Raw genomic sequence first — 16,446 nt, forward strand, 5'->3', positions numbered from 1 at the left:
ATAAAACCCATATCCGTCATAACATCGCCATCACCGATAGGCATGGCGCCAGACCGCAGTGGGACGGAAGGGATTGGATCAGACGTGGCGGGACTTCAGGGCACCACGATACAGGGTGGCCCGGCATCAAAGCCGGCTGCGCGCACGCGCGCCTTCAAGAAGGCCCGGCGCCATTCCCGCTGGGTACGCTTCGCCAAGGTCGCAATCCCTTTGGGCTCCGTCCTGTCGATGGCGGTCGTGGGCTTCTTCGCCTATTTCGACCCCTTCAAGAAGATCGAGAACCTGAGCTTCGGCTCCATCGGGGTCAACGGCACGAACGTGACCATGGAAGCCCCGAAGCTCACAGGGTTCAAGAACGACAACCGGCCTTATGAGGTGACGGCCAGCGCCGCTACGCAGGATGTGCGCAAGCCCAATTTCGTGGAGCTGAAGGACTTGAGAGCCCGCGTCGTCACCGACGACAAGGGAAGCGCCGCCAGGCTTGAGGCCAAGGTCGGCGTGCTGGATACCCAGAAGGAGCAGATGAACCTGAAGCAGAACGTCCGTGTCAGGACCGATGCGGGCCAGGAGGTCCAGATGCGCTCCGCCTTCGTGGACTTCAAGGCCGGCCTGGTGACGTCCAGCGAGCCTGTCACCGTGATCCTCGGCGGCAATGGTCAGATCGACGCTCAAGGCCTCAGGGTCATCGACAACGGCAGGGTCATGAGCTTCAAGGGACGTGTGCGCACCACCTTCTTGCCCTCGACCGATTCTGACCCGTCCGCTCCCGTTCCTTCTCCTGATGCCGCCAATGCGGCCCAACCGACAAGTGTTCGTCCATGATGAGTCTCGCACGTCACGCGCTCGCTCTCGCGCTTCTCCTTCCCGCAGCGACATCTGCTGCCTGGGCCCAGGCCTCGAAGGAGCGGGCGGTCGGCTTCGGCAATTTCGGGTCCAGCAAGGAGCCGATCAAGATCGACGCCAACAAGCTCGACGTGTTCGACAGGGAAGGGCGCGCGGTCTTTTCCGGCGATGTGGTGGCCGTCCAGGGCGAGAGCACCATGAAGTGCACGGCCATGACCGTGTTCTACGAGCAGCAGAACCGTGAAGGCGGCGCGCAGCCCGCCGCGGCGACAGCCCAGGGGCCGAGCGAGAGCGCGATCAAGAAGATCGAGTGCAAGGGCCCGGTCACGATCGTCTCCAAGACGCAGGTGGCCACTGGCGACAATGCCACCTTCGACCGGGGGGCCAACAAGATCCTGCTCACCGGCAACGCCGCTCTGAGCGACGGCCCCAACGTGACCCGGGGCGAGCGCGTGGTCTATGACATCAATACAGGCGTGGCGAGCATCGACACCAAGCCCGGTGGTCGTGTAAGGGCACTGTTCGTGCCCGGTAATGGCGGACCGGCCCCGACAGGCGCGGGCAATGCCAAGCCCAAACCGTAAGTTCATGGGCTGATCCGGCCTCCTCCTTTCCTTTTCGGCGATGGATTCCGTGAAGTCTCTTTTCAACCGCCCCCAATCCGCCCCGGCGGACACGACGACCTTAGGCCGCCATCCGGCGGGGCCTGCGCCGCATCTGTTCGGCCGCGTGGAGGATGCGGGCGTCTTCGGCGGCCCTGGCGTCCTCGCCGTGAAAGGCCTGCAGAAGAGCTATCGTGGCCGCACGGTGGTGCAGGATGCGGGCCTGAATGTGCGCGCCGGCGAAGCGGTGGGCCTTCTCGGTCCCAACGGCGCGGGCAAGACCACGATCTTCTACATGATCACGGGCCTGGTCTCGGCGGATCGCGGCATCATCAGTCTCGACGGCCACGACGTGACCGGCCTGCCCATGTATCGCCGCGCGCGCCTCGGCATCGGCTACCTGCCGCAGGAAGCCTCGATTTTCCGCGGCCTGAGCGTGGAGGACAACATCCGCGCCGTGCTCGAGATCGTGGAGCCGAGCCGCAAGGAGCGAGAGCGCAAGCTCGACGCATTGCTGGACGAGTTCAACATCACGCGCCTGCGCAAGGCACCCTCCATCGCGCTTTCGGGCGGTGAGCGTCGTCGCTGCGAGATCGCCCGCGCGCTTGCGGGCGAACCCACCTTCATGCTCCTCGACGAGCCTTTCGCAGGCATCGACCCCATCGCGGTGGGCGATATTCAGAACCTCGTGCGGCACCTCACCCGCCGCGGCCTCGGCGTGCTCATCACCGACCACAACGTGCGCGAGACGCTGGGCCTGATCGACCGGGCCTATATCATCCATTCTGGACGCGTGCTCACCGAAGGCGCGCCGGACGAGATCGTTGCCAACGAGGATGTGCGCCGTCTCTATCTCGGTGAAGATTTCCGCCTTTAGGCATCGTGCGGAAAAGTGGACCCGGTTTTCCGCTTTCAACGATGCGTGACAATAAAAAGAGCATCAAACGAAAGGCAGATGGTTTAGGACGATCTGCCTTTTGACGTCACGGCGGACATCGCAGTAAAAGAATCAGGCATGCAAGAAGCGTGCCTTGAGGTTTGCTGGGTGCGTGATGAGTTCGATGCAACGGCTTGAGCTGCGCCAGGGCCAGTCCCTGACGATGACTCCCCAGCTCGTTCAATCCATCAAGCTGCTGCAGCTCTCCCATGCGGAGCTTGCCGCTTATGTGGAGGCGGAGCTCGAGCGCAATCCGCTCCTGCAGGAAGCGGAGGCGCATGGGGATGCGCCGCTTCCGAGCCTTGCCGATTTCCTGCGCGCCAGGCAGAGATTTGCCGAGTCCGGTGGACGAATGGCCCCCGGCCCGCCGCCGGCGCGGGGAGAAGCCGTTGCCGGAGCTTCGTCTCAAGCTCAGGCTTCCGCTCATTCCGAGCTGAAGCCCGAGCTCGAGGCAACGCTCGCCGGTGCGCAGAGCCTGACGGATTACCTCGAGGCACAGCTCGATCTTGCATCCGCTGATTCCACCTTGCGCGAGATCGGCCGTCACCTGATCCATAACCTGAACGAGGCAGGCTACCTCGCCGAGGGTCTTCAGGATGTGGCCGATCGGCTCGGGATATCTCTGCAGCAGGCTGAAGCTGCCCTGAAGCTGATCCAGACCTTCGAGCCCTCGGGAATCGGGGCGCGAAACCTGAGAGAATGCCTCGAGATCCAGCTGCGGGAGCGGAACCGGCTCGATCCGGCCATGCAGATCCTGCTCTCGCGTCTGGACCTCGTCGCCCGCCAGGATTTCGCGACGCTCCAGAAACTCTGTGGCGTCGATCGCGATGATCTCATCGACATGCTCGCCGAGATTCGGCGCCTGGAGCCGAAGCCCGGCCTTGCCTTCACGGCCGCACCCATCGACGTGCTCGTGCCCGATGTGCTCGTGCGCCCGGCCGCCGACGGGAGCTTCATCGTGGAGCTCAACCCCGACACCCTGCCGCGCGTCCTGCTCAACCGCACCTATTATGCGGAAGTGGCGAAGGCGGTGCGCAAGACCGAGGACAAGAGCTTTCTCTCCGATTGCCTCCAGACGGCAAGCTGGCTCACCCGCAGCCTCGACCAGAGGGCCAAGACCATTCTGACGGTCGCGACCGAGATCGTGCGCCAGCAGGAGGGCTTCTTTCGAGAAGGCATCGCGGCTTTACGGCCCATGACCCTGAAAAGCGTGGCCGAGGCCATTGGGATGCACGAATCCACGATCTCGCGCGTCGTTGCCAATAAGGCCATCGGTGCGGGCGGCGTCACGCATCCCATGAAATTCTTCTTCAGCGCGGCGACAGGCGAGGGGGAGCATGCGGCCACGGCCGTCCGCCACCGCATCCGGCAGCTGATCGAGGCCGAGGCGCCGGACAAGGTGCTCTCGGATGAGGCACTTGCACAAGTATTGAAAGCCGAGGGGATCGATGTTGCCCGCCGGACCATCGCCAAATACCGGGAGGCCTTGCGCATTCCCTCTTCGGCCGAGCGCCGGAGACGCCATCGCTTGAGAACATCATGACATCCTGCAATGGCGCTTGCTTTGCCTTGGGTTAAGGTCATGATGGCTTCAAGCCAGTCCCATCAAAATGGGAGCATTCAAAGGGAGATCGCCATGACGCTGAGGGTTTCGGGCAAGAATCTCGATATCGGTGAGGCCCTTCGATCCCAGGTTCAGGCGCGTGTGGCGGACGCTATGTCGAAATATTTCGATGGCGGCTATTCCGGCCATGTGACGGTGGCCCGCGACGGCACCGGCTTTCGTACCGATTGCGTGCTCCATCTGACCTCGGGCATGACCATCGAGGCTTCGGGTGCGGCCCAGGATGCTTATTCCAGCTTCGACCAATCTGCGATTCGCATCGAAAAGCGCCTGCGCCGCTACAAGCAGCGGCTGAAGGAGCATGCCAATCCCGGCAATGAGCGCGAGGCCGGCCTGGAAGCCCCCTATTCGGTGCTCGAATCGCCGACCGACGAGGCTGTCGAGGAGGAGGGCTATCACCCTGTCGTCATTGCGGAAACCACCAAGCCGCTTCATCGCTTATCCGTCAGCGACGCGGTGATGCAGCTCGATCTCACGGGAGCGGCCGCTCTCGTGTTCATCCACGCTAGCACCGGCCGCGTGAACGTCGTATACCGCCGCGGCGACGGGGCGATCGGTTGGGTCGATCCACCGCCCGCTCAGCCTTGATGGGGATTACCCCTCTTGGCCTGGTTTTTGCCTGGAACGGTGTGAGGCCATAAGGCTTTTCATCCTAATGCAGCGTGATCGATGCCCTTGCTGGATTTTCTAGACCCTCAGGCCGTTCTGCCCGCCCTGCGCGTGAGCGGCAAAAAGCAGGCACTCCAGGAGTTGGCCTCCCATGCGGCCAGACTCACGGGCCTGTCCGAGAACGCCATCTACGAGGCCCTTCTCCAGCGCGAGCGCCTCGGCTCCACCGGGATCGGCGAGGGAATAGCCATTCCTCACGGCAAGCTGCCGGGCCTCTCCCGCATCTTCGGTCTGGTGGCGCGGCTCGAGAGGCCGATCGATTTCGAGGCGCTCGATGGTCAGCAGGTGGACGTGCTGTTCCTGCTCCTGGCGCCCGAGGGGGCGGGGGCGGATCACCTGAAGGCCTTGGCCCGGGTGGCGCGGGTGCTGCGCGAGCCCGGTCTCATCGAGCGGGTGCGCGCCACGAAGGATGCGGCCGCGCTCTACGCAATCATGACCGAGCTGCCGAAGGCGGCCTGATCGCCTCGATCGTCGGGCATTCGTTCCGCGACGCCAACTTCGCGCAAGCAAGCCTCGCTAGCGTGCCCCCAACAATGGGGGAGAATCGGGACAATGTCTCTTGCTGGCTTGCATTGGCCGTCTGTCAGGGTGCGTGTGGCGGCCCTGAGCGGTGTCATGGTGGTTGGCTTCGCGGTGATCGGCGCTGTGTTTCAAATGGGCCGGAGCGAAGTGGAAGCGGCTCTCGAGACGCAGCAGACTTACTTTTCCCTGGCCGAGAAGGCCTATCGGTTCCGCGGCCGGGCCGATGGTCTGAAAGCCGTGGCCCTGGAATGGACCGCGACCCGTCAGGGCCATCACGGACAAGCCTTTTTCGATCAGCACAAGGCTCTTGCCGCCCAACTCGATGAGATGAGCTCCGCTCCGGGAGCCGCCCTGATCGAGGCGGAGGTAAAGGAGCTCAAAGATCGCTCGGCGATTCTGATCGAACAGGGCACCGCCCTCGACAAGCTCTATACCGGCATCGGCTACAAGGCGGATGAAGGGGCGCTGGGGAGCCTTCTGTCCGCAGAGGAAAACCTCGAGAAACTGGTCAGGCCGCTTGCCGGAAACGGCGAGGCGGCCTTCTTGCGTTTATGGGCCGCGACCCTGGGCCTGTTCAGGCAGGAGGCCCGCGCGCGTCTCGTCATGGACGAGAGCCTGCTCGGCGCCTTCGAAGTCGATCAGGGTCGCTTCACCCGTGCTCTGGCGCAGCTTCCCGAGGGGGTTGCCGCCGAGAAGGCATCCGTTCAGCAGGCGGGTGAGGTTTATCAGAAGGCCTTCAGCTCCTGGGCGGAGCTGGAGCGGCAGGTCGCAGGCCAGGGCGAGCGCCTGAAAGGTCAGTTCGACCTGCTCGTGCCCGTGCTCGACCAGCTCCTGGCCAAGGTCCACACCGAAGCACAGAGAACCGCCGAGGCCCTCACGGCTTCGCAGCAGCGCACCTTCACGCTGATTCTCTGGGCCATGGGCATCACGTTGGCTCTGGGTCTTGCCCTCAACTTCCTCGTCGGACGATCCATCTCCCTTCCTCTCTCTCGCCTGCAGCAGGCCATGAAGCGCTTGGCCGATGGCGACGCGAGCGTCGAGGTTCCCTCGACCGCCGCGTCCGACGAGATCGGCGCCATGGCACGCACGGTTCTGGTCTTCCGCGACAACGCCCGCGAGCGCGAGCGGCTGACGCAGGAGCGGGAAGGGCAGGCTGCCTTCGAGACGCGGCGCGCCCAGACCATTGCCGAGGCGATTGCGAGCTTCGATGCTTCCGTGGAGCAGATCCTCGGTGAGGTCCGCCGCGCGACCGGCGATCTCACGGCGGCTTCCGGAGAACTGGAGGGGTCGGCCAATCAGGTCACCCGACAGGCACAGGTCGCCGGCACTGCTTCGTCGCGCACGTCGCAGAACATGGCGGCCGTGGCGAGCGCGGCGGAAGAGCTCGATGCGTCGTTGGCCGAAGTGGCTGCCCAGACGAATGCCTCGACGCAGGCTTCCGAGCGCGCCGTGGCGGAGGCGCGCGGTGCCTCCAGCAGCATGACGGTTCTGGCGGAGGCGACCTCCCATATCGGGCAGGTGGCCGACCTCATCCGCACCATCGCGGCCCAGACGAACCTTCTGGCGCTCAATGCCACCATCGAGGCGGCCCGCGCCGGCGAGGCCGGCAAGGGCTTTGCGGTCGTGGCGAGCGAGGTGAAGGATCTGGCCGGACAGACATCCAAGGCGACGGAAGAGATCGCGCGGCAGATCGAGGCGGTGCAGGCCGCCTCCCGCGAGACCCTCGTGGCGCTCGGCTCCGTGCAGGCTTCCGTCGACGATCTCGCAGGCGTGGTCTCCACGGTTGCAGGCACCGTGAGCCAGCAGACGGTGGCGGTCTCCGACATCGCCCGCTCCGTCGCTCAGGTGTCGACGGAAGCGCAGGCCGGAGCCTCGGCCATCGAGACCACCGAGACGGTGGCCGTCCGCTCCCTCGATGCGGCCCGCGCCGTGGCGAATCTCTCCGCTGCGCTGGACAGCCAAGCCGAGCGCCTCGGCCGTGAGATCCATCAGTTCCTCGCCAGCGTCAGGGCGGCCTGACGCTGACCCATCAGGGCTTCGGGGCGATTTCCCAGACGAGCTGCACGTTGGCGGTGTAGCGGATCGTGGCCGGGGGCACGAGCGGGATGGCGCCATCGTTCTTCGCTGCAGCCATCTGCGTCCGCATCATCTCAGGGTACGGTTCGACAGGCTGGGCGGAACCGTCCCGGATCTCCAGGATCCGGCCGAGCGCAACGCCTGCGGCGGCGGCATAGACCTCTGCCTGACGCTTGGCATCGCGCACGGCGGCTTCGCGGGCCTTGTCTCCGCCCTCCTCCTGTCGGTCGAGCCCGAAGGAGACCGATTGGAAGGTCATGTCGCCGCTGGCGAGGATCTCGCCCGCGAGCTGGCCGACGCCATCGATGTCGCGGGTTTTGATCCGCAGCCGGTGATTGGCGGAAAACTTCGGCTGCTTGATCTCCCGGCCATCGGGGCCGATCTGCTGCGGCGTCTGGAAGACCTGGAAATTCGCCGTCTGGATATCGTCCTTCTTGATCCCGATTCCTTGGATGCGGGCAAGCACACGCTCCGTTCCTGCGCGATTGGCGTTCGTCGCCTGCGCCACCGTATCCCCCTTGGTCTCCACGCTGACGAAGATGGTGGCGAAGTCCGGCTTCAGCTCGGCTTCGCCGGTCCCCATGACGCTGATGGTCGGCTGGCGCGGAGTGGGTTCTTGAGCAAAAGCCGGAGAGGCAAGGCCGAGGGCAAGGCTGAGAGCCGCTGCAAGGGCGAGGCGCATCGCTGAAAGTCCTTCCAAAAACAAAAGCTCCGCCCTTAAGGCGGAGCTCGATGGGCGCAACAGTAATTCAGGATCAATCCTGAGCGGGCGATTAACGGCCCGTCTTCACCCGGGTCCACAGGCGGGTGACGGTGCGCTGCGAGCGCTCGTCATAGGCCGTGTTGGTGAAGAGGCGCCTCATCGTGGCCTCGTCCGGATAGATGCCGGGGTCGTTGAGGATCGCCGGATCGATATGCTGCTTGGCGGCGAGGTTGCCCGACGCGTAGGACACGTAGTTCGTGTTCATGGCGGCGATCTCGGGTCTCAGCATGAAGTTGATGAACTCATGCGCCTCGGCCACGTTCTTGGCATCCGCCGGGATCACGAAGCTGTCGAACCACATGAGCGCGCCCTCGCGCGGGATCACATAGGCGATCTCCACATTGTTCTTGGCTTCCTCGGCGCGCTTCTTGGCCTGGATCATGTCGCCGGAATAGCCCACCGCCACGCAGATATCGCCGTTGGCGAGCGCGTTGATGTACTCGGAGGAGTGGAACTTCTGGATGTTGCCGCGGATGCGGAACAGGGCGTCGCCCGCCTTGGTCAGGTCCTCGTTGCGCTTGGAATCCGGGTTCAGCCCCAGATAGGCCAGCACGCCCGGGAAGAGGTCCTCGGGGCTGTCCAGCATGTAGATGCCGCAGGCCTTCAGCCTGGAGGAGAACTCCGGCTTCATCACCAGATCCCAGGTGTTGAGCGGCACGTCGCCCAGGATTTCCTTCACCTTCTTGACGTTGAGGCCGATGCCGGTGGTGCCCCACATGTAGTTCACGGCATATTGGTTGCCGGGATCGAACACGGCGAGGCGCTGCGTGACGTCCGGCCACTGGTTCGACAGGTTCGTAAGCTTCGACTTGTCGAGCTTCTGGAACACCTTGGCGCCGATCAGGCGCTGCACGAAGGGGCCCGACGGCACCACGATGTCGTAGCCCGACTTGCCGGCGAGCAGCTTGGTTTCGACAATTTCGTTGTTGTCGTAGGTGTCGTAGACCACCTTGATGCCGGTCTGTTTCGTGAACTCGTCCAGTGCCTTCGGGTCCACGTAATCGGACCAGTTATAGACATTGACCACACGCTCTTGAGCGGCGGCGCCGGTCACAAGCCCCAGGGTGAGGGCAACGGAGGCGAGAAGGCGGAACATCGAGGGCGGAACTCCTGAGAAGAGAAAAGCCTTGATCGGCTAGGCGCTTAATTGAAGTCCGAATGATCTGCCCGTCAAGACGGCAGCTTCCGGAACGCGCCGGTTCTTGGACGCGCTCAAGCCACCCGCTTCACCACGTCCGCCAGCCGTTCAAGCCCCGCATCGAGGGTGGAATCCTTCTTGGCGAAGCAGAAGCGCACCACGTTCTTCACTGCGCCTTCCGCATAGAAGGCGGAGACGGGGATGGCGGCGACGCCATGCTCCATGACGAGGCGGCGGCAGAAGGCGACGTCGTCGGTCTCGCCCAGAGGCGTGATGTCGATGTTGAGGAAGTAGGTGCCCTGGCTCGGGATCACGTCGAAGCCGAGCGTCCTCAAACCTTCCGTGAAGCGGTCGCGGCTGCGGGTGAAGTTCTTCCGCATGTCCTCGAAATAGCTGTCATCCTTGGCCAGGCCGTAGGCGACGGCGACCTGCAGGTTCGGGGCGGTGGTGAAGGTGAGGAACTGGTGGGATTTCGCCAGCACCTTCATGATGTGCGGGGCGGCAGCCACGAAGCCCACCTTCCAGCCCGTAAGGCTGAAGATCTTTCCCGCCGAGCCGATCTTCACCGAACGGTCGCGCATGCCCTCCAGTCCCAGCACCGGCTGATGCCTGCGGCCGTCGAACACCACGTGCTCCCACACCTCGTCCGAGATCGCGATGGCATCGAACCTGCGGCAGAACTCCGCGAGGAGGCCTAAATCCTCGTTCGAGAACACGGTCGCCGTGGGATTGAGCGGATTGTTGAACACCACGGCCTTGGTCTTCGGCGAGAAGGCCTTGGACAAGGCCTCTTCCGTCAGCCGGAAATGCGGGGGCTGGAGCGTGACGAATTTCGGAATGCCGCCGGCAAGCCGCACGAGCGGCAGATAGGCGTCGTACATGGGCTCGAACAGCACCACCTCGTCGCCCGGCTCCACGATGCCGAGGATCGCGCCGGCGAGCGCTTCCGTCGCGCCGGAGGTCACCATCACTTCGGTATTCGCATCGAGATCGAGGCCCTGCCAGTGCCTGTAGTGAGCGGCAATCGCGGAGCGCAGCTCCGGAATGCCCATCATCGAGGGATACTGGTTGTAGCCGTTGAGAACCGCATCCGCCGCTACGCGCCGCACGTCCTCCGGCCCGGGATCGTCCGGGAAGCCCTGGCCGAGATTGATGGCGCCGGTTTCCCGGGCCAGGCTCGACATGACTTCGAAGACGGTGGTGGGCAGGTTGGCGAACAAACGGTTCATGCCGGTTCCTCAAGCAATGCGCGATGACGTGGATGCGTTCGTATCACGGAAGAACGCCAGGATTGAACCCGTAACATAGGGTGACACCTGACGATGCTGTTGCTATCGCGGATGCGACAATACCGATTCCTTCATGCGCTCGTCCCGGCTGCCTCTCACCTTAAGCCTCATCCTCCTCGTCGGAGCCTTGAGCCTCGCCTCCCTCGTCATCGGGCCCGCCCCGATCACGCCCTTTGAGGCGTTGACGGCGCTCGTCTCGGATCAGGGCAGCACGAGCATCGTGGTGCGCGACATCCGCCTGCCCAGGACGCTGCTCGCCCTCCTGATCGGCTGGATCTTCGGCCTCACGGGAGCGGGCCTCCAAGGATTGTTGCGCAACCCGCTCGCCGATACGGCGGTGTTCGGCGCTCCGCAGGCGGCCGCCTTCGGCGCGGTGCTGGTGCTCTATTCCGGCCTCGTGGGGGCCCTCTCATGGGCGCTGCCCTTCGCGGCGATCCTCGGCGCGCTCCTCTCCGTCGCGCTCGTGGTGACGGTGGCCGGGCGCAGGGCCACCGTGGTGGTTCTCGTTCTCTCAGGGCTCGCCGTCGGAAGTCTTGCGGGTGCCGGCACTTCGCTGGCCATCAGCCTCTCGCCCAATCCTTTCGCCGTCACCGAGATCGTGTTCTGGTTGCTCGGCTCCTTCGAGGATCGCTCGATCATCCATGTCTGGCTCGCAGCGCCCTTCATCCTTGTGGCCTCCGTCCTTGTCCTGTCCTCCTCGACGGGTTTGCGGGCGCTGGCTCTCGGCGAGGAGACCGCACGCAGCCTCGGCGTCAACGTGATGCGCCTGCGGCTTCTCCTAGTGGCGGGGGCCGCCATCGGCACGGGCGCCTCGGTGGCGGTCGTGGGCTCCATCGGTTTCGTGGGCCTCGTCGCACCTCATCTGGTGCGTCCCTTCGCAGGCTACGATCCTGGCCGGACGCTCGTTCCCTCAGGCCTGACGGGGGCGGCCTTGCTGCTCGCAGCGGACTGCGCCGTGCGCCTCATCCCGTCCCAGACGGAGATCAAGGTCGGCGTGCTCACCGCCATTCTCGGCGTGCCGTTCTTTCTCTGGGTCATCGCCCGCCGCAAGGCCGAGCTCGCGGAGATGCCCGTATGACGGAGCTTCGCGCCCATTCGCTCGCCGTCGATCTCGGCCGGCGCCACGCGCTCTCACGTGTCGATCTCACGCTGCCCTCGGGTCGTCTCACCGTGATCGTGGGGCCCAACGGCGCGGGCAAGACCACGCTGATGCGCACCCTCGCCGGGCTGCTCGAACCGACCGCGGGGCAGGTGACGCTCGATGGGCAGCCGGTTTCACGCATGAGCGCCGGAGAGCGGTCGCGCTGCATCGCCTATCTGCCACAGGGCGGGAACGTCGCCTGGCCGCTGCCTGTGGCCGAGGTCATTGCGCTCGGCCGCCTGCCTTACGGCGAAAAGCCCGACAGCCTGTCATCGAAGGGCCAGGAGGCTGTGGCCGCTGCAATTCACGCGGCCGACCTCGAGGGCTTCGAGGACCGGCCGGCTACGGAATTATCAGGCGGCGAGCGTGCCCGCGTGCTTCTGGCCCGCGCTCTCGCGACGCAGGCCCGGGTTCTCCTCGCCGACGAGCCTGTTGCGGCGCTCGATCCGCGTCATCAGCTCATCGTTCTCGATGTCCTCAGGGAACAGGCCCGAGCCGGCACGACGGTTGCGGCCATCATGCACGACCTGACCTTGGCGGCACGCTTCGCAGATGAGATCATCCTGCTGAATCAAGGAATTGTCGCTGCGTCCGGTCCGCCGGAAATGGTTCTGACGGAGGAGCTGCTTGCCGCCAATTTCGGGATCCAGGCGCATGTCTCGCACGATGGAGGGCACCTCGTCGTGGTGGCGGACCGCCCACTGGCGGAATCCGGGCATGGCGGCTGAGGGCTTTGAACAGGTTACTTTACTACATTGACAAAGGGGTGAGCCGGGCCGATACCCCCGGTTTAACGTTTGGCACGGCAATGAATCGGCAGGAATTCAAGAAAGCTCTTATCATCGTGCATGATCTCGTGATGACGGGTGTAGCCGTCCTTGCGACCTTTGCCGTGCGCTTTGAGGGCCCGCTTCTCCAGGAACGCTTGGTCCATCTGCCGATCTTCCTGCCACCTTTCATCGTTTTCGCAGGCGTCGTTTACTGGATCTTTCACCTCTACCGCTCCAAGTGGCGCTTTGCCTCGCTGCCTGATCTGTTCAACATCTTCCGGGCCTCGACCGTCCTGGCGCTGGCGCTGCTGATCACCGACTATATTGTGCTCTCGCCGCAGTTTTACGGCTCGTTCTTCTTCGGCAAGATCACGATCGCCCTCTACTGGCTGATCCAGATGTTTCTGCTGGGCGGCCCGCGCCTGGCCTTCCGCTATTTCAAATATGCCCGCTCGCGCCACACCCTCGGCCGTGACTCGAACACGCCGATCCTGCTTCTGGGGCGCGGTACCGATATCGAGGTGATCCTGCGCGCCATCGAGACGGGCACGGTCAAGAAGATGCGCCCACAGGGCATCCTGTCCTACCGTGTCGATGATCTCGGGCAGTCGATTCGCGGCGTGCCGGTGCTGGGCACCTTCACCGATCTCGATCAGGTGGTGCAGGATTTCCACGAGCGGGGTGAATCGATCCGCCGCCTCGTGGCGACGCCGAGCGCGCTCGTGCCCGAGGCCAATCCGGACATGCTGCTCGCCCGTGCGCGCCGTCTCGGGCTGCCGCTGGTGCGCGTGACCAGCCTCGGTGAAGGCATGCGCGATGCGGAGCTGGCGCCGCTGGAGATCGAGGATCTTCTCCTACGCCCCACCGTGCAGATCGACCGGCAGCGGCTCGAAAACTTCATTCGCGGCAAGCGTGTTCTCGTGACCGGCGGCGGCGGCTCCATCGGCTCGGAAATCTGCACCCGCGTCGTGGCTTTCGGCGCCAGCGATCTGATGATCCTGGAGAGCTCCGAGCCGTCCCTGCACCACATCCTGGAAAATCCCACTCTTCTCTCCAGCGACACCAATGTCGACGGCATCATTGCCGACGTGCGCGACCGCGCACGGGTGCAGGAGGTGATGAACGATTTCCGTCCCGACGTGGTCTTCCACGCGGCCGCTCTCAAGCACGTTCCCTATCTCGAGCGGAACTGGACGGAGGGCATCAAGACCAACGTGTTCGGTTCCGTGAACGTGGCAGACGCGGCGGTGGAGGCTGGCGTCTCCGAGATCGTGATGATCTCGACCGACAAGGCCATCGACCCCGTCTCGATGCTGGGCGCGACCAAGCGGCTCGCCGAGATGTACGGCCAGGCACTCGATGCCGAGTTCATGGGCCGCAATGGCGCGACGCGCATCATCGCTGTGCGTTTCGGCAACGTGCTGGGTTCCGTCGGTTCCGTCGTGCCGAAATTCAAGACGCAGATTGCCCGCGGCGGGCCGGTCACCGTCACGCATCCCGACATGGTGCGCTATTTCATGACGACGCGCGAGGCGGCCGATCTCGTGCTCACCTCTGCCTCCCATGCGGGCGAGGACCGCATCCGCATGCAGACTTCGAACAGCGATGAGCGCGCCTCCGTCTACGTGCTGAAGATGGGCCAGCCCGTGCGAATCTATGAGCTGGCCGAGCGCATGATCCGTCTCGCCGGCTATGAGCCTGGTGAGGACATCGAGATCTCCGTGACCGGTACGCGCCCCGGCGAGCGCCTGCACGAAATCCTGTTTGCCCGTGAAGAGCCCCGCACCGAGATCGGCATCGACGGCGTCATGGCCGCCAGGCCCATCTTCGCCGATCGCGCCAAAGTCGATCAGTGGCTGAAGGCGCTGGCCAGGGCCATGGCCGCAGGAGACCGCGCGGCGGCGGAGCGGGTGTTCGAGGATGCGATCCCCGAATTCAAGCGTCGCCAGCAGAATCTGCAGCCTGCCGTGCCAGCTCAGACAGCCCGTCTGGCGTCTCGGTAACAGGCTGCCAGCCGAGTTTTCTCAAGGCATCCGGGCTCGCCACCAGCGAGCCTGAGAGACGCTCATAAGCTTCTCCCTTCCCCATCAGGGCTGCAGCAGCGCCCAGCGCGAAGGACGGCACGGGAATAAGCCCCGGACCGCGCCCAAAACCCCTGCGAAGCGCCGCGATGATCTCGGGCACCGTCACCGGTTCCGGATCCGCCGCGATGAAGGGGCGCTTCAAAGGTCCTTGCGCTTTCAGGAGCGTGTCGAGGGCAGCCGTGAGATTGTCGAGGGAGAGCAGCGAGCGCTTTCCTCTCAGGCCGCCGAGCGGCAATGGCCAGGGAGAATGGGCGAGCTTCAGGAGCGCCGCCATGTTGCCCTTCACGCCCGGCCCGTAAACGAGGACCGGGCGAAGCGCCGCCCAGTCCAGCCCAAGTTCTGCCAAACCCTTCTCCGCCTCCAGCTTCGATCGGCCATAAGCATCGGTGGGCTTCGGCTCCATCTCTTCGGTGAGAACGCCTTCCGCCACCGGTCCGCTCTGCGCGCGAATGGACGAGAGAAACACGAAGCGTTTCACGCCCGCGCGTTCGGCAGCGTGTGCGAGCTTGATCGTCGCGTCCGTGTTGATGGTGCGATAATCGTTCTCCGGCTGCCCCGACATGGCATGCGCGAGAGCTGCGGAATGGATCACCATGTCCACGTCGCGCAAGGCCGCCGCCATGTTCTGCGGCGAGGCGATGTCGCCGATCACGGCGCTCGATGCACCCTCCGGCACGTCCGAGGGACGGCGCAGCAGCACGCGGATCCGGTACCCGCGCTTCGGCAACTCGGCGAGGAGATGGCGGCCGATGAATCCCGTTGAGCCGGTGAGCGCAATCAAGGGTGCATTCATCGGGGAACCTCCACAGATGCCGTCACCCGGGGGTGAGAAAAGCGCCAGAGAACCAGGCTGACGAGAAGAATACCTGCAGCCAAGGCTGCAACCTGCACAACGCTCGAGGGCCAAACAAGTGTCATGGCTGCCAGCAGAGCGAGCGCGAGATTGAGCATGAAGACATGTGTGACGACCGCCATCACGGAGAAGCCGTTGTCGGTGGCACGCTGATAGAAATGGCTGCGATGCGCCTCCCATACCCGCTCGCGTTTTGCGAGGCGGCGGAAGAGGGTGATCGTGGCATCCATCAGGTAGTAGAGCGGCAGGAGGATTGCGGCTGCAAACGTTCCGTTGCGTGCCAGCATCAGAAGCAGCCATCCTACCATCAAGCCGATCGGCAATGAACCGACATCGCCCAGGAAGAGCCGAGCCACGGGCTTGTTGAAGACGGCGAACCCCAGAAGAGCGCCACAGAGAGCCGCCGCCATGAAGGCAGCCGGCATGCTGGTGACAATACCGAGGCCTGCAAGGAAAGCGGTGATCGGCACCATCTCGGCGACAGTGATCCAGTCGAGCCCATCCATGAAGTTGACGAGGTTCACGAACCACACTCCACCCAGGACGAGAAAGGCGATCTCGAACCACTCGGGTATCCAACTCGGGAGGATACGGGGGCCGGTGATGTCGAACACCGTCACCGCCGCAGCGACCGCGACGACCTGCAGAAGCAGGCGAGGAATGGGATGTAGGGGACGAATGTCGTCGACGGCTCCGACGACGGCGAGGCCGATGGCGGCTAGAAGAACGATCGAGATAAATCGGAAGCCGTTGCCGCTGCCCCAGTTAAGTTTGATGTCAGGCGCGGTGACGAAAATCAGGACCGCGATCGGAATGACCGTCGCTGCGAGCACCGCAATGCCGCCGCCCTGCGGCGTGGGAATGCGGTGGCTCGAACGCGCATTGGGCCGCGCAAGCGCATAGCGCTGAAGGAGCGGCATCAGCAGCACGATCAAGGCAGCCGAGAGAAGCGCGGAGACGATGAGCAAACCGGAGAGCACGGTTTGGCGTTCAAGCGGGCCGAGAAGGCCAAGGGTGAAGTTCTGGAGGGAAGCCATCTCAGAACTCATCTCAAGTGCCGTGATATTCGCGATACCATCTGACGAAGCGCTTCACGCCGTCTTCCAGCGATGTTGAAGGCGCGAAGCCCGCATCC

The 16,446-nt window shown here is 64.3% G+C and carries 15 protein-coding genes; 10 read left to right on the forward strand and 5 right to left on the reverse strand.

Going from position 1 to position 16,446, the window contains the following annotated elements; translation table 11 throughout:
• Positions 1–84 precede the first annotated feature (84 nt).
• The 7 genes from lptC to DC522_RS09335 all read left to right on the forward strand — a co-directional run bounded on the left by lptC (position 85) and on the right by DC522_RS09335 (position 7,216).
• Complete coding sequence (gene lptC / locus DC522_RS09305; RefSeq protein WP_165820105.1) at positions 85–822, forward strand: LPS export ABC transporter periplasmic protein LptC; 738 nt, start codon at positions 85–87, stop codon at positions 820–822.
• The gene (locus DC522_RS09310) at positions 819–1,427 is read left to right on the forward strand and encodes an LptA/OstA family protein (protein WP_245444063.1); all 609 of its coding nucleotides are present in this window, start codon (positions 819–821) and stop codon (positions 1,425–1,427) included. Before lptC ends, DC522_RS09310 begins: the two co-directional genes overlap by 4 nt.
• A 40-nt stretch (positions 1,428–1,467) precedes the next feature.
• Positions 1,468–2,322: an LPS export ABC transporter ATP-binding protein gene (gene lptB / locus DC522_RS09315; RefSeq protein ID WP_116528416.1), complete on the forward strand. Its 855-nt coding sequence runs from the start codon at positions 1,468–1,470 to the stop codon at positions 2,320–2,322.
• Between the two features lie 175 nt (positions 2,323–2,497).
• Positions 2,498–3,925: an RNA polymerase factor sigma-54 gene (gene rpoN / locus DC522_RS09320; protein ID WP_116528417.1), complete on the forward strand. Its 1,428-nt coding sequence runs from the start codon at positions 2,498–2,500 to the stop codon at positions 3,923–3,925.
• Between the two features lie 93 nt (positions 3,926–4,018).
• Positions 4,019–4,594 carry a ribosome hibernation-promoting factor, HPF/YfiA family gene (hpf, locus tag DC522_RS09325; RefSeq protein WP_116528450.1) on the forward strand — a complete coding sequence of 192 codons (576 nt, stop codon included), beginning with the start codon at positions 4,019–4,021 and terminating at the stop codon, positions 4,592–4,594.
• Between the two features lie 81 nt (positions 4,595–4,675).
• On the forward strand, positions 4,676–5,134 hold the full coding sequence (gene ptsN / locus DC522_RS09330) for a PTS IIA-like nitrogen regulatory protein PtsN (RefSeq protein WP_116528418.1): 459 nt from the start codon (positions 4,676–4,678) through the stop codon (positions 5,132–5,134).
• Positions 5,135–5,227: 93 nt separating this feature from the next.
• Positions 5,228–7,216, forward strand: coding sequence for a methyl-accepting chemotaxis protein (locus DC522_RS09335; RefSeq protein ID WP_116528419.1), 1,989 nt, complete (start codon positions 5,228–5,230; stop codon positions 7,214–7,216).
• A 10-nt stretch (positions 7,217–7,226) separates the two neighbouring features.
• Here DC522_RS09335 and DC522_RS09340 read toward each other — a convergent pair whose 3' ends face one another.
• From DC522_RS09340 to DC522_RS09350, 3 genes are all read right to left on the reverse strand, one after another.
• Positions 7,227–7,955 (reverse strand): SIMPL domain-containing protein, encoded by a 729-nt coding sequence (locus DC522_RS09340; RefSeq protein ID WP_116528420.1) that lies wholly within the window; start codon positions 7,953–7,955, stop codon positions 7,227–7,229.
• 91 nt (positions 7,956–8,046) lie between these two features.
• Complete coding sequence (locus DC522_RS09345) at positions 8,047–9,132, reverse strand: polyamine ABC transporter substrate-binding protein (protein ID WP_116528421.1); 1,086 nt, start codon at positions 9,130–9,132, stop codon at positions 8,047–8,049.
• Between the two features lie 116 nt (positions 9,133–9,248).
• Entirely contained in the window at positions 9,249–10,403 is a 1,155-nt protein-coding gene (locus DC522_RS09350; RefSeq protein ID WP_116528422.1) for an aminotransferase, read from the reverse strand.
• A gap of 133 nt (positions 10,404–10,536) precedes the next feature.
• On the opposite strand from DC522_RS09350, the gene DC522_RS09355 reads away from it, so the two are divergent.
• From DC522_RS09355 to DC522_RS09365, 3 genes are all read left to right on the forward strand, one after another.
• Entirely contained in the window at positions 10,537–11,541 is a 1,005-nt protein-coding gene (locus DC522_RS09355) for an iron ABC transporter permease (RefSeq protein ID WP_116528423.1), read from the forward strand.
• Positions 11,538–12,332 (forward strand): ABC transporter ATP-binding protein, encoded by a 795-nt coding sequence (locus DC522_RS09360; protein WP_116528424.1) that lies wholly within the window; start codon positions 11,538–11,540, stop codon positions 12,330–12,332. Before DC522_RS09355 ends, DC522_RS09360 begins: the two co-directional genes overlap by 4 nt.
• 80 nt (positions 12,333–12,412) lie before the next feature.
• Positions 12,413–14,377, forward strand: coding sequence for a nucleoside-diphosphate sugar epimerase/dehydratase (locus tag DC522_RS09365; RefSeq protein WP_116528425.1), 1,965 nt, complete (start codon positions 12,413–12,415; stop codon positions 14,375–14,377).
• On the opposite strand, the gene DC522_RS09370 is transcribed toward DC522_RS09365, so the two are convergent.
• Together DC522_RS09370 and DC522_RS09375 are read right to left on the reverse strand one after the other, a co-directional pair.
• Positions 14,310–15,251 (reverse strand): NAD-dependent epimerase/dehydratase family protein, encoded by a 942-nt coding sequence (locus DC522_RS09370; protein ID WP_116528426.1) that lies wholly within the window; start codon positions 15,249–15,251, stop codon positions 14,310–14,312. The genes DC522_RS09365 and DC522_RS09370 overlap by 68 nt on opposite strands.
• Complete coding sequence (locus DC522_RS09375) at positions 15,248–16,348, reverse strand: glycosyltransferase family 4 protein (protein ID WP_116528427.1); 1,101 nt, start codon at positions 16,346–16,348, stop codon at positions 15,248–15,250. The genes DC522_RS09370 and DC522_RS09375 overlap by 4 nt, the downstream gene beginning before the upstream one ends.
• Between the last annotated feature and the right edge of the window lie 98 nt (positions 16,349–16,446).

The sequence above is a fragment of the Microvirga sp. KLBC 81 genome (genome assembly GCF_003075415.1).
Classification (GTDB): domain Bacteria; phylum Pseudomonadota; class Alphaproteobacteria; order Rhizobiales; family Beijerinckiaceae; genus Microvirga.